Here is a 13,294-nt window from a genome sequence, read left to right as displayed (position 1 = left end):
CGGCGGCCCCGTGCCGTCGCCGGGGGGCTCGGTGGCCCCGCCGGCCGACCCGATCCGCGGCCCGGCCTCCTTCACCGGATGAGCGCCGTCGCGCCCGAGGCGTCCTCGCCGCCCCGGTGGCGGCTCGACCGCTACTTCTCCGGCCTGGACGACCGGGCGCTGCTGGGCGCGGTGGAGGCGGTCGGCGCCGAGGCCGGCCGGCTGCGGAGCCTCTGCGACGAGCGTGACGTGCGGGGCGGTCCCGAGCGGGCCCTCACCCCGGTCGACGCCGAGACGGCCGAGGTGGTGCTGGGCGCGGCCAACGACCTCATGGCCCGGATGCGCCTCGTCGCGGCCTACCTGCACGCCCACGTCGCCACCGACGCCCGCGATGCCGAGGCCGCCCGGCTGCAGGCCCGCTTCCAGGCCGAGACCGCGGGCTTCGGGCCCGTCCTCAAGCGCGTCGAGGCCTGGACCGCGTCGGTGGGCGCCGTCGCTCTCGCCGCCTCCGGACCGGTCGCCGGCGACCACGCCTACTGGCTCGAACGAGGCTCCCGGCTCGCCGCCCACCAGATGACCGAGTCCGAGGAGGACCTGGCCGCCGAGCTGGGCCTCACCGGCGGTCGCTCGTGGGCGCGCCTGCACGCCGAGCTGAGCTCGACGTTGACCGCCACCGTCGAGCTCCCCGACGAGGGGCCCACCGAGATGGCGGTCACCGCGGCACGGGGCCTGGCCGGGCACCCCGACGGCTCCGTGCGACGTGCCGCGTTCGAGGGCGAGGTCGCGGCCTGGCGCTCGGTCGAGATGCCGCTCGCCCTGGCCCTGGGGTCGCACCGGGGCGAGATGCTCGCCCTGAACCGGCGGCGCGGCTGGGACGACCCGCTGGCCCCGGCGCTGGCCACCAACAACGTCGACCGGGCCACCGTCGATGCGCTGACCGCGGCGGTGGTCGACTCCCTCCCCGCCTTCGCCCGCTACCACCGGGCCAAGGCCCGCGCCCTGGGTCACGGCGAGAGCGGCCTGCCGTGGTGGGAGCTCCAAGCGCCGGTCGGCGCACCCCGCCGGTTCTCGTGGGACGAGGCCGTGGGGGCCGTCACCGATGCCTTTGCCGGGTACTCGCCCGGCCTGGCTGCCCTGGCCCGCACCGCGGTCGACGACGGCTGGATCGACGCCGAGCCCCGTCCCGGCAAGGTCGGCGGTGCGTTCTGCATGCCGGTGCGCGACGGCGAGAGCCGGGTGCTGCTCAGCTTCGACGGGTCGTTTAACAGCGTGCAGACCCTGGCCCACGAGCTGGGCCACGCCTACCACAACACCCAGCTGGGCGATCGCCCCTGGTTGCAGCGCCAGACCCCGATGGCCCTGGCCGAGACGGCGAGCATCTTCTGCGAGACGGTGATGGTCGACGCCGGCCTGCGCGCCGCGGGCGACGACGACGGGGCCCGGCTGGCGATCCTCGACGGCGACATCGTCGGCTCCGCGGCCGTGGTGGTCGACATCCACAGCCGGTTCCTGTTCGAGACGGCCCTGTCGGCCGAGCGCGAGCGGGGCGCGGTGGGCCCGGCCCGCATGACCGAGCTGATGACCGAGGCGCAGCTCGCGGCCTACCGCGACGGAGTCGACCCCGACGCCTTGCACCCCTACATGTGGGCGGTCAAGGGCCACTACTACACCGCCTTCTACAACTGGCCCTACACCTTCGGGCTGCTCTTCGGCCTGGGCCTCTACGCCGAGTTCCGTCGCGACCCGGACCGCTTCCGGGGAGGTTACGACGACCTCCTGGGCGCCACCGGCCTGGCCGACGCCGCCCCGCTGGCCGCCCGCTTCGGCATCGACATCCGCGACCAGGCGTTCTGGGCCTCCAGCCTCGCCGTCGTCCAGGCCCGCATCGCCGAGGCCGAGGCCCTCCTCCCCGCGCCTCCCGTCTGATCCGCCCTCAACGCGGCTGCGACAGGAACCGGGACCGAGGTCGAACTGGTAGCGGATCCGGGGGTCGGAGCCCCCAGATCGCCGACCAGTTGGGGGTGGGGGAGCCCGTCGGGGCGGGGTCTCGTCCGGTGGCATCGGGGGCCAGGGGGCCGGTGTGGCACCCTCGGGCGGTGGATCGCCCGCTGTACCTGCACGAGATCGTCGACATCGTCGGACGCGGCGGCGCCCCGTACATGGCCCACGTCCTGGGCTTCGACCCTGACGTCGTCACCGATCGCGGCCTGGCCCTGGCCGGGACGTGGGAGGTCGTCGGCACGACTGGGCGCTGGCCCCAGGTGGTGAACCTGTGGGAGGTCACCGACGGGTGGGACGGCTGGATCCGCCTGACCCGGAGGACCAACCTGGCCGAGGCCGACAACGTCGAGCTGGCCGGCTGGTGGGACGAGGCGTTCGCACACCGCAGTGGCGGGGTCGACCGCCTGCTCGTGGCGGCGCCCGGCGCGCCGGACACACTCGAGGCCGCGGCCTCGGGCGTGCGGGGCGAGATCGCCATCCACGAGATCACCCAGGTCCGTCCGGGTGCCGGCCCCGACTACCTGGCCGCCCTCGTCGAGCAGTGGGCACCGGTCGCTGAGGGGCTCGGGGTGGCGCTGATCGGGGCCTTCGACGTGGTCATGTCCGACTCCGAGGTCGTCACCGTCTGGACCGCGGACCTCCCGGCCCACACCGCCCGGCTGCGGGCCTTCGCCGAGGGTGACCACCCGGCAGCGGCCTGGGCCATCACCCGTCGCCAGTGGTGCACCCGCTGGCACGAGGAGCTCATGACCCCCGGCGCCGGCAGCCCCTTCGCCCCTTGAGCGGGCGGGAACCAGCGGCTCGTCGGCGACGTCGGATGGGCATGACCTTGCGATCCACCGGTGTTCTCGCCGTGACCGTGACCGTCGAGGCCGACCGCCGATCTTCGACCGAGCGCACCACCATCCCGATCTCGCTTTCAGTCCCGGCCGTCATCGTCGAGGTGTTGAGGGGGCGGCAGATGACGATGAACTTCTGCACGGACGTGATCTCGACCGACGCGCAGCCGACATCAACGATGGCCGCGACGGCCGGTGAGGGCGAGATCGTCCTCGACGCCGCCCCACCCGAAGGCGAGTACACGGCATGTGGATCGACCCGCGGCTCGCTCCGCCTCACGGGTTTGGACGCCGAGGACGGCACCACCTTCGCCCCGATCACCCTCGCCTCGGAGACCATCGGCTGTTACTCCGGCTGACGTTCGCCCCGACCTGACGCCCCGGTCCGGGCCTTGGGTTGTGGGGGCGTCGGGCGTCGCTATCAGATGGGGATCAGCTCGAGCGACGGATCCAGGCAGTGCATGTCGTCGACGTCTTCGGTCACCACGGGGTGGTGGAGCCGCCGGGCGAGCACGACGACCGTCATCGGCCCAACGCCTGGTGGGCCGCCGCCCGCTCGTCCGCGGTGAGCGGCCCCCCGGTCTCGGCCAACATCTCCTCGAGCAGCGCCGCCTGGTCGTCGAGGAGCGCTCTCTCCTCGAGGGCCGAGGCGATGTAGCCGCTCACGCTGGCCCCCCGATGTGTGGGCGCTCACCGGTTGGCGGTGGCGGGCCCGACCGACCGGGGGTCGGGCGCGGTCAGCTCTCGCCCAGGGCCCCGGACTCCCGCAGCGCAGCGATGCGGTCGGCGTCGTAGCCGAGGACGTCGGTGAGGACCTCGTCGGTGTGCTGGCCGACGGTGGGGGCCTTGGTGGGCACCGGCACCGGGCTGTCCGCGAACTTGAGGGGCGAGGGCACCTGATCCGCGCCCACGGCGGCGGCGGGGATCCAGGGAAGCCGGTCCTGGAACTGCGGGTCGGCGGCCAGGGTCTGCGGCGTGTTGACCGGGGCGATGGGCGTGTTGTGCCCGTCGCCGAACGCGACCCACTCGGCGGTGGTGCGGCGGCGGAACTCGGCGCGCAGGACGGTCCGGAGCTCGGTGTTCCCGCGTGCGTGATCGGCGTACTGCGAGCCGGGATGGGCGTCGAAGAGCTCCGGGCGGCCGATGCCCACGCAGAAGCTCTTCCAGAACTCCCGCTCCGACGCCATGAACAAGACGTGGCCGTCGGCGGTCTCGTAGAACTGGTAGCGCACGCCGTCGCGCATGCCGGCGGTGCCCGGGGCCCGGCGCTCGAAGCCGTCGGCCTCGTTGCCGGTGACCTCGCTCTCGGGCCGCTCGTAGGCCCGGTAGGTCTCCGAACGGAGCCAGTCCATTGCGGCGGCGGCGTCGCTCTGGGCGACCTCGAGCTGACAGCCCTCACCGGTGGCCCTCGCCTGGGTGATGCCGGCGAGGATCCCAAGGGCGCCGAAGAGCGGCCCGGCGTGGATGCCGACCGACGGGTGCTCGGGGATGGCGCAGAACCCGTCGTCGGTGGTCTCCGGGGCGACGAGCCCGGCCCAGACGTCATAGGCGATGCCGTGGCTCGGCATGGTGGCGTAGGGGCCCGTCGTCCCGTAGCCGGAGATGGTGCAGAACACGATGCGAGGGTTGAGCTCCTTCAGCGCCTCGTAACCCAGGCCCCGGCGTTCGAGCCCGCCGGGGCGCATTGCCTCGACCACCGCGTCGGCGTCGCGGACCAGGTCGAGGAACACCGCAGACCCCTCGGGGGTGCGGAGGTCGAGCACGATCGAGCGCTTGCCCCGGCTGATGTGGAGGTGCATCAGCGACGTGCCCTCGACGATGGGCCAGGTCATGCGCCGGATGTAGTCGCCCGATGGCGGCTCGACCTTGATCACCTCGGCGCCCATGTCGGCTAGGTGGGTGCTGATGGCCCCGGGCCCGAGCATCGAGCACTCGACGATGCGGACCCCGGCGAGGGGTCCGATGCGGTCCTGGTCACCCACGGCGGCTCGCTCCTTTTCTGAGGCGTCCGCCGAGGCCCGCCAGGGTGGCGGGTGGGGTCGGCGGACGTGAGGCGTCCGCCGAGGCCCGCCAGGGTGGCGGGTGGGGTCGGCGGACGTGTATCTGACGGAACGTCAGATCGTAGACCCACGGATCGACCGGCCCCCTCGACACCCAAAACTAGAACGTGTTACAGTTTTTTCCCATGGAGTTCGGAGCCTTCGCCCAGCTGTTCGTCCCTCAGTTCGAGCGGGATCGCGATCCCCACGCCGAGCACCGCCGCATCATGCGCAACGTCGAGATCGCCAAGGCGGCCGACGCCTATGCGTTCAAGTACGTGTGGTGCCCGCAGCACCACTTCCTCGACGAGTACTCCCACATGCCCGGACCCGAGGCGTTCCTCGCCTTCTGCGCGGCACAGACCGAGCGGGTGCACCTCGGCTCGGCCATCTTCAACATCACCCCCGCGGTGAACAAGCCGGTGCGGATCGCCGAGAACGTCGCCCTGCTCGACCACCTCACCAACAACCGCTTCGAGTTCGGCACCGGCCGAGGCTCGTCGTCGACCGAGGTCCACGGCTTCGGCATCGCGGACGTCAACGAGACCAAGGCGATGTGGCGCGAGACGATCCGTGAGATCCCCAAGATGTGGCGCGACGAGGCCTACTCCTTCGACGGCGACTACTTCTCGGTCCCCGAGCGCAAGATCTTCCCCAAGCCCCACGGCACGTCGCACCCGGCGATGTGGGTCGCGTCGGGCAGTCCCGGCACCTTCACCGAGGCCGGCGAGATGGGCCTCGGTGCCTTCTGCTTCTCGATCGGCCGCCCCCAGCAGATGGAGCCGCTCATCAACGCCTACAAGGCGGCCATCACCACCGCCACGCCGGTGGGCCACTACGTCAACGACAACATCATGGGCGTCACCAACATGCTCTGCATGGAGGACCGCAACAAGGCCTTCGAGGTCGCCTCCAACATGGGCATGAGCTACTACTCGACGCTCGCCTACCACTGGCTCGACAACGTGCCCCGCCCCGAGAACTTCCCCGAGTGGCCGAACAAGATCCCCGAGCCGACCCCCGAGCAGGTCGAGAAGCTCTCGGCCGAGGGCTACGTCGCCATCGGCGACCCCGACGACTGCGCCCGCTCGGTGCAGCGCTGGGCCGACCTCGGCTTCGACCAGCTCACCTTCAGTCCCACCACCAACACGCTGCCCACCGACGTGGTGGTGGCATCGATGGAGCTCTTCGGCACCGAGGTAATCCCCCGCTTCGACACCGACCCGGTGCACTCGACCACCCGCTACCGCGAGGCCTACGCGGCCGAGGTCGGTGGCTCCGTCCCCGGCGTCGTCGCCGGCTTCGACGTGGCGTAGTCGCCGTCACTCGCTCGCTGCCGCTCGCTCGGTTTCGTCGTCGTTCGCTCGCTGCGCTCGCTCCACTCCGACGAGCTTGTCGTGCGACCTGCGGTCGCGCTGTCTGGCTGCGCCGACCGGCAAGCCGGATCGGCTCCGCCGACTCCTGGGGGAGACCCCCAGACCCCCAGCGGCTGCGCCGGGCGGGGCTCTGTGAGATCGTTTCGTCTCGTCCGCGGCACTCGCGCTGGCTCAGCGGGTATGCCCCGTGTTCTCGACAGGTGAGGTTCCCTGATGGCTGATGGTCCGCGCTCGTCGAACCTTGCGGATCTTTGGGAGTGGGCTGCTGCTCGCGTTCCGGAGCGCACTGCGCTGGTGTGCGGGCCGGCGCGGCGCACCTACGGGGATCTGGAATCCCGGGCGAACCGCCTGGCCCACCACCTGCAGGCGCGGGGCATCGGCCCCGGTGATCGCGTCGCCATCGATCTGCGCAACGCCCCGGAGTACGTCGAGACGATGCTCGCGGCGTTCAAGCTGAGGGCCATCCCGGTGAACGTGAACTACCGCTACGTGGCCGGCGAGCTGCGCCACGTCCTCGAGGCGTCGCGGGCTCAGGCGTTGGTGTACCACCGGTCGCTGGCCGATGCGGTCGCCGGCGTCCCCGAGGTGGTCGGGGCCATGGCCGCGGTGCTCGCCGTTCCCGACCTCGACGACGCGCCGCCCGGCGCCGCCGAGGTGCCTGGCGCCCTCGCCTACGACGAGGCTCTCGCCGCCGTGCCCGACGCTCCGGTCGAGAGCGAGGGCCGCTCCGGCGACGACCACTACCTGATGTTCACCGGCGGCACGACGGGCCTGCCCAAGGGTGTGCTGTGGCGCCACGAGGACGCCTTCTACGCCTGCCTCGGCGGCGGCGACCCGATGCGCCTCCACGGTCCGGTCACCGACCTGGGCGAGCTGGCCGACCGCTTCGTGGAGAAGATCGTCTACCTGCCCATCGCGCCGATGATGCACGCCGCGGCCCAGTGGACCACGTTCATGTGGCTCTTCGCCGGGGGGACCACCGTGCTCGTGCCCGGCAGCTTCGACGCCGAGGCGGCCTGGCAGCTCGTCGCCGACGAGGGCGTGAACATCATCACCATGGTCGGCGACGCCGTGACCAAGCCCATGCTCGACATGCTGGCGGCCCACCGCGGACGGTGGGACACCTCGTCGCTGTACGCGGTGGCCAACGGCGCCGCCCCCCTGTCGCCGTCGGTGCGGAGCCGCCTGGTCGAGGCCTTCCCCGGCTGCGTGGTCACCGACGGCATGGGTTCCTCGGAGTCTGGCGTCCAGGGTGCGGCCCGCACCCTGCCCGGCGAGGGCGGTGGTGGGGCGGTGGCCGCCGGCGGGGTGGCGTCGTTCTCGGTGGGCGACACCACCGCGGTGCTCGACGACGACCTGCGCCCGGTGGAGCCCGGTGCGGGCACCGTCGGCCGCCTGGCCACCTCGGGGCGGATACCCCTCGGTTACGACGGTGACCCGGAGCGCACGGCGGCCACCTTCGTCACCGTCGGAGGCACCCGGTGGGTGCTCTCGGGGGACATGTGCACCGTCGGTGCCGACGGCACCGTCCACCTCCTCGGCCGGGGCTCGCAGTGCATCAACACCGGCGGCGAGAAGGTCTACCCCGAGGAGGTCGAGGGGGTGCTCCACGGCGACCCGGGCGTGGCCGACGTCCTCGTGGTCGGCGTCGACGACGAGCGCTGGGGGAGCGCGGTGACCGCGGTCGTACAACCGGCCGAGGGGGTCGCCCCGCCGACCCTTGATGAGCTGCGCGCTCACGCCCGGTCGGAGCTGGCCGGCTACAAGCTGCCCAAGCACCTCGTGCTGGTCGAGCGGGTGCAGCGGACCCCGGCGGGCAAGGCCGACTACCGCTGGGCGGCCAACGCCGCCCGCTCCGCCGTGTCGTCCCCCTCCGGGTGACCGTGAGGTCGCGCCCGGCTTCAGCACCCAGGCGCCCCGACGGGGTGCGCCGTTGCGACGCGGGTGGGTCGTGATGGTGCGGCGGGTGGGGGCGCGTCGCGGGGACGATGAGGGGGCGACCGCCCGTCCTGCGCCGAGGGGTCTGACGGTGCGTCAGGTCGCGTGACCTACGGTGGGTCCATGTCGCTGCTGGCGCCGTTCCGTTCCTCCGACCAAGAGGACGCCCCACCGGGGACGCCCCAGCCCGACCTCCCGCTCGGGCGGCGGGTGGAGCTGCCCGGCCGGGGGACGACCTTCGTCCGCGACGTGCCGGGCCCGCCCGGCGCCCCGACGGTGGTGCTGCTCCACGGCCTCATCGCGTCGGGCGGGCTGAACTGGTTCCAGGCCTTCGGCCCCCTCGGCAAGCACTTCCGGGTGCTGGCCATCGACCACCGGGGCCACGCCCGGGGGCTGCGCACCCGCAAGCGGTTCCGCCTCGCCGACTGCGCCGATGACGTGGCCGCCCTCCTCGACGCCCTCGACATCGACGACGCCATCGCCGTCGGCTACTCGATGGGCGGCCCCATCGCCCAGCTCCTCTGGAAGCGGCACCCCGAGAAGGTCTCGGGCCTGGTGCTCTGCGCCACCGCCGACCGCTTCGTCCCGGGCCGCCGTGAGCAGCTGGTGTTCGTGACCGCCATGGGCGCGGCGGCCGGCTCGACCCGCTTCGGGCAGCTCCTGACGAGGGTGCCCGTCGGCGTCGTCCAGCGCCACGTGCCGGCCGGGGTTCGGGCCCGGCCCGAGAGCTTCCGCCGGTGGGCCCGGGCCGAGATGGGCCGTCACGACTGGCGGATGGTGGCCGAGGCGGCTGGGGCCATCGGCACCTACGACGCCTCGCAGTGGATCGGCGACATCGACGTCCCCACCGCCGTGCTCGTCACGACCGACGACAAGGCCGTGCCCGCCACCGAGCAGGCCCGGTTGGTCGTTCGCATCCCTGACGCCACGATCCACAGGGTCGACGACGGCCACATCGTCTGCTCCCGGCCCCTGTTCGGCCCCGTGCTGACCCGGGCCGTCCGCGACGTGGCCGACCGCATCGCCTGATCCGCGGGTCGTTCGGAGCGGCAGCCCGAACCGGTCGCGCTTTGGGTTCCCAGAGGGAAGGGTTTCGCGGCCAGTGCGGGTGACGGTCCGAACCGGTTGCCTCGATCTCGGGTCAATGGCGGGCGACACTCCCACGGAGTAGAACGTGTTCTAGCCAGAGGCGGCCCCGCCGGGCCGGCCGTGGACCCCCTCGGAGGAGATGCCGCGATGCACCTCGCCTACACGCCGGAGCAGACCGCGCTGCAGAAGGAGCTACGGGGGTACTTCGCGGCGCTCATGACGCCCGAGGTCACCGCCGCCGCGGTCGCCGGCGAGACGGGAGACCCCGCCTGCCTGGCCGCCGTCCGCCGGATGGGCGCGGACGGCTGGCTGGGCGTGGGCTGGTCGACCGAGTTCGGCGGGCGGGGCTTCGGCGCCGTCGAGCAGTTCATCTTCATGAACGAGGCCTGGCGCTCCGGGGCTCCGGTGCCGTTCCTGTCGGTCAACACCGTCGGCCCGACGATCATGGAGTTCGGCACCGACGAGCAGAAGGCGTTCTTCCTGCCCCCGATCCTCGCCGGCGAGCTGCACTTCTCGATCGGCTACACCGAACCCGGCTCCGGCACCGACCTGGCCTCGCTCACCACCAAGGCCGTCAAGGACGACGACCCCGCCCGTGGTCGGGGAGGTGGGTGGGTCATCAACGGCCAGAAGACCTACACATCGCTGGCCAGCTACGCGGACTACATCTGGCTCGCGGCCCGCACCGACCCGGGCGCCGCCAAGCACCGCGGCATCACCATCTTCGCGGTGCCGGCCACCGACCCCGGGTACTCCTTCACGAAGATCGAGACGATGGTGAACGCCAGCACGTTCAACACGTTCTACGACGACGTGCGCGTACCGGATACGGCCATCATCGGCGGGCTCAACCGGGGCTGGGACCTCATCATCAACCAGCTCAACTACGAGCGGGTCTCGCTGTCGCCCCCCGGCATGGTCGAGGCGGTCTACGAGGCCGTCATCGACTGGGCGCGCACCGAGACGTTGCCCGACGGCCGTCGGGTCGGCGACCAGGAGTGGGTCCGGGTCAACCTGGCCCGCGTCCGTGCCGGGCTCGACTTCCTGCGCCTCATCAACTGGAAGGTCGCGGCCCTCGACGCCGCCGGTCAGTCGCCCAACCCGGCCGACGCCAGCGCCACCAAGGTGTTCGGCACCGAGTTCTTCATCGACGCCTACCGGCTGCTGATGGAGGTCCTCGGCGCGCGCGGGACGCTGCGCCAGGAGAGCCCCGAGGCGTTCCTCGCCGGTCGCCTCGAACGGGCCTACCAGGGCACCTTGATCCTGACCTTCGGCGGCGGCACCAACGAGATCCAGCGCGACCTCATCGCCATGTTCGGCCTGGCCATGCCCCGCACCCCCCGGATGTAAGGACCGACCACGATGGACCTGACCCTCACCTCCGACCAGACGGCGGTCGTCGAGCTGGCAGCCCGGATCCTGGGCGACCGCTGCACCCCCGAGGTCCTCGCCGCCGCCGAGTCCGCCGGGGACCGCTTCGACGCCGAGCTCTGGGCCTTGCTCGCCCAGGCCGACCTGCTCGGCCTCTGCCTCCCCGAGGTCGACGGCGGCGGGGGCTACGGCGTGCTCGAGGCCGCCCTGCTCTGCCAGGAGGTCGGGCGCACCGCGGCTCCGGTGCCGCTCTGGTCGACCCTCCTCCTCGGCGCCCTGCCCCTGGCCCGCCACGGATCCGACGCGCTGCGGGCCGAGGTCCTGCCCCGGGTGGCCGAAGGGAGCCTGGTGCTGACCGCGGCGGTGGTGGAGGACGGATCATCGCTCCCGCCGGCCACGCCGCTCACCACCGCGACGCCGCACAGAACCGACCGGACCGGCGGAACGGGTGGAACGGGTGGAACGGGCTGGAGCCTCTCGGGCACCAAGCACGTGGTGCCCAGCGTCCACCTCGCCGGCTCCGGGGTCGATGTGCGGGTGCTGGTCCCGGCCCGCACCGGCGGCGGGGCCACGACCGTCTTCCTCATCGACCCCACCGCCGCGGGCGTCACCGTCACCCGCGGCCTCGGGACCGACCTCGAACCTCTCTCCACCGTGTCCTTCGACGGGGTGGCGCTGGGCACCGATGCCGTGGTCGGCGACATCGACGGCGGCACCGCCGTGGTGGCGACGATCACGGCCCTCGGCACCGTCGGCATCTGCGCCCGCCAGGCCGGCACCTGCGACGCCGCCCTCCGCACCGCGGCCGCCTACACCTCTGAGCGCGAGCAGTTCGGCACCAAGATCGCCACGTTCCAGGCCGTGGCCCACCGCCTCGCCGATGCCTACATCGACACCGAGGCGATCCGCCTCACCAGCATCCACGCCGCCTGGCTGCTCGACGAGGGCCGGCCGGCCGACGACGCCCTCGCGGTGGCCAAGGTGTGGGCCACCGAGGGCGCCCAGCGGGTCGTGCACGGGGCCCAGCACGTCCACGGCGGCATCGGCGTCGACACCGACTACCCGCTGCACCGCTGGTTCCGCGCCGCCAAGGCGGCCGAGCACACCCTCGGCACCGCCCACCCGCACCTCGTGGCCCTGGGGTCACGCATCGTGGGCGCCGCTTGACCACGGCAGGGCCTTGCGTGGCGGCGGCGAACCCCTCCACCGCCCGCCGCCCATCTGACGCCCCGTCAGATGTAGTGTGACCACAGACACCCCCAGCCCCGGAGCCCATCCCATGCGCCGTGTTGCCCTGTTCACCCTCTGCCTCTTCGCTCTGGTCGTGACGGCCTGCGGCTCCCGCTCCGACACCGAGGCATCGCCGGACAACGCCGAGGTCGAGGGTGAAGGCTCCTCCGGCGAGGACGACGGCGGGAGCGATGCCGCCGTGGGCCCCGACTCCACGGAGCTGGGCACCATTGCCAACCCGTGCTCCGACGATGCCCCGGAGGGCGAGCTCGCAGCCGACGTCCCCGGCGTCACCGAGGACACGATCCGCATCGGCGTCATCTCCGACAAGGAGAACCCGGCGGTGCCGCTGCCGACGGTCGGCATCGAGGAGTCGATGAAGGCCTTCGTCGAGTTCTGCAACGAGGCCGGTGGCATCAACGGTCGCCAGATCGAGCTCTCGACCTACGACTCGATGATCGCCCGCACCGAGGAGGCCACCCAGGCCGCCTGCCGCGACGACCTCTTCGCCCTCGTCGGGACGGGCTCGGTGCAAGACCAGCAGGGGGTCGGCACCCGCGAGGAGTGCGGGCTGGTCGAGGTGGGCGCCTACTCGGCGACGACGAGCCGGACCGAGTCGGAGAACTTCTTCGCCCCGGTCCCCGGGCTCAGCGCCACGGAGTTCAACTCCGGCCCCTGCCAGTGGATCGCCGAGGAGTACCCCGAGGCCGTGACGAGCGCGATGATGGTCTACACCGACCTGCCGGCGGCGAGCGTCCGAGGCCAGCAGATCGTCGACGGCTGCGAGGCCGAGGCCGGCTTCGACTTCGTGATCGAGCAGGCGATGGCCTTCGGTGACACCGACTTCTCGTCGCTCGTCCAGGAGATGAAGGACGAGGAGGTCAAGTACTTCACCATGGTGAGCGCCACGACCGAGACGCTCGCCCTGCTCGAGGAGATCCGGACCCAGGGCATCGAGCTCGAGGTGATCGACCTGGGCCAGCAGTACTACGACGACACCCTCGGCGCGTCCCCGGCGGCCGACGGCGCCCTCGTGCTCACCAACACGGCTCCGTTCTCCGAGGCCGAGGAGAACCCGGTGCTCGGTCTGTACCTGCAGTACATGGAGAACGTCGACGCCGCCGACAGGGCCACGACGCTCGGCGTGCAGGCCTTCAGTGCCGGGCTGCTGTGGGCCACCGCGGTCGACGCCCTCGGCAACGACATCACCCGCGAGGACCTCGTCACCGAGCTCGAGGGCATCACCGAGTGGGACGGCGGCGGGCTGCACATGCCGGCCAACCCGGGCGAGGGCATCCCCATCTCGTGCTTCCTCTACCTGGAGCTCGAGGGTGGGGAGTTCACACGCGAGCACCCCGAGGAGGACTACGACTGCGACGACGCGTACCTCTACACCTCCGACGAGCGGTTCGAGAGCTGAGGGGCGAGTAGC

General features: G+C 72.2%; 11 protein-coding genes. 9 read left to right on the top strand and 2 right to left on the bottom strand.

Features of this window, described 5'->3' with window-relative positions; all coding sequences use genetic code 11:
* From VNL12_RS02135 to VNL12_RS02125, 3 genes are all read left to right on the top strand, one after another.
* The coding region (locus VNL12_RS02135; protein ID WP_325591116.1) for a M3 family oligoendopeptidase at positions 1 to 1,905 on the top strand (1,905 nt) is incomplete at its 5' end.
* 170 nt (positions 1,906 to 2,075) lie between these two features.
* A complete protein-coding gene (locus VNL12_RS02130; protein ID WP_325591115.1) occupies positions 2,076 to 2,762 on the top strand; it encodes a hypothetical protein in 687 nt (228 codons plus the stop codon).
* 41 nt (positions 2,763 to 2,803) lie between these two features.
* The gene (locus VNL12_RS02125) at positions 2,804 to 3,178 is read left to right on the top strand and encodes a hypothetical protein (protein ID WP_325591114.1); all 375 of its coding nucleotides are present in this window, start codon (positions 2,804 to 2,806) and stop codon (positions 3,176 to 3,178) included.
* A gap of 163 nt (positions 3,179 to 3,341) precedes the next feature.
* Here the strand turns inward: VNL12_RS02125 and VNL12_RS02120 are convergent, their stop codons facing one another.
* Together VNL12_RS02120 and VNL12_RS02115 are read right to left on the bottom strand one after the other, a co-directional pair.
* Positions 3,342 to 3,485 carry a hypothetical protein gene (locus VNL12_RS02120; RefSeq protein WP_325591112.1) on the bottom strand — a complete coding sequence of 48 codons (144 nt, stop codon included), beginning with the start codon at positions 3,483 to 3,485 and terminating at the stop codon, positions 3,342 to 3,344.
* Positions 3,486 to 3,556: 71 nt separating this feature from the next.
* Entirely contained in the window at positions 3,557 to 4,801 is a 1,245-nt protein-coding gene (locus tag VNL12_RS02115) for a CoA transferase (RefSeq protein ID WP_325591111.1), read from the bottom strand.
* 203 nt (positions 4,802 to 5,004) lie between these two features.
* On the opposite strand from VNL12_RS02115, the gene VNL12_RS02110 reads away from it, so the two are divergent.
* From VNL12_RS02110 to VNL12_RS02085, 6 genes are all read left to right on the top strand, one after another.
* Positions 5,005 to 6,174: an LLM class flavin-dependent oxidoreductase gene (locus tag VNL12_RS02110; RefSeq protein WP_325591110.1), complete on the top strand. Its 1,170-nt coding sequence runs from the start codon at positions 5,005 to 5,007 to the stop codon at positions 6,172 to 6,174.
* Positions 6,175 to 6,447: 273 nt separating this feature from the next.
* Positions 6,448 to 8,115 (top strand): acyl-CoA synthetase, encoded by a 1,668-nt coding sequence (locus tag VNL12_RS02105; RefSeq protein ID WP_325591109.1) that lies wholly within the window; start codon positions 6,448 to 6,450, stop codon positions 8,113 to 8,115.
* 180 nt (positions 8,116 to 8,295) lie between these two features.
* Complete coding sequence (locus tag VNL12_RS02100) at positions 8,296 to 9,201, top strand: alpha/beta hydrolase (protein WP_325591107.1); 906 nt, start codon at positions 8,296 to 8,298, stop codon at positions 9,199 to 9,201.
* Positions 9,202 to 9,408: 207 nt separating this feature from the next.
* Positions 9,409 to 10,611: an acyl-CoA dehydrogenase family protein gene (locus VNL12_RS02095; RefSeq protein WP_325591106.1), complete on the top strand. Its 1,203-nt coding sequence runs from the start codon at positions 9,409 to 9,411 to the stop codon at positions 10,609 to 10,611.
* A gap of 12 nt (positions 10,612 to 10,623) precedes the next feature.
* Entirely contained in the window at positions 10,624 to 11,799 is a 1,176-nt protein-coding gene (locus VNL12_RS02090) for an acyl-CoA dehydrogenase family protein (RefSeq protein ID WP_325591105.1), read from the top strand.
* A gap of 112 nt (positions 11,800 to 11,911) precedes the next feature.
* A complete protein-coding gene (locus VNL12_RS02085) occupies positions 11,912 to 13,282 on the top strand; it encodes an ABC transporter substrate-binding protein (RefSeq protein WP_325591104.1) in 1,371 nt (456 codons plus the stop codon).
* Positions 13,283 to 13,294 lie beyond the last annotated feature (12 nt).

The organism is Iamia sp., assembly GCF_035575815.1.
Lineage (GTDB): Bacteria > Actinomycetota > Acidimicrobiia > Acidimicrobiales > Iamiaceae > Iamia.
This window is presented reverse-complemented; position numbering and strand designations above follow the sequence as displayed.

Coding starts and splice junctions, on each gene's coding strand:
- VNL12_RS02090 (WP_325591105.1), top strand. CDS start 10,624: ATGGACCTGACCCTCACCTCCGACCAGACGGCGGTCGTCGAGCTGGCA.
- VNL12_RS02110 (WP_325591110.1), top strand. CDS start 5,005: ATGGAGTTCGGAGCCTTCGCCCAGCTGTTCGTCCCTCAGTTCGAGCGG.
- VNL12_RS02125 (WP_325591114.1), top strand. CDS start 2,804: ATGACCTTGCGATCCACCGGTGTTCTCGCCGTGACCGTGACCGTCGAG.
- VNL12_RS02100 (WP_325591107.1), top strand. CDS start 8,296: ATGTCGCTGCTGGCGCCGTTCCGTTCCTCCGACCAAGAGGACGCCCCA.
- VNL12_RS02085 (WP_325591104.1), top strand. CDS start 11,912: ATGCGCCGTGTTGCCCTGTTCACCCTCTGCCTCTTCGCTCTGGTCGTG.
- VNL12_RS02095 (WP_325591106.1), top strand. CDS start 9,409: ATGCACCTCGCCTACACGCCGGAGCAGACCGCGCTGCAGAAGGAGCTA.
- VNL12_RS02105 (WP_325591109.1), top strand. CDS start 6,448: ATGGCTGATGGTCCGCGCTCGTCGAACCTTGCGGATCTTTGGGAGTGG.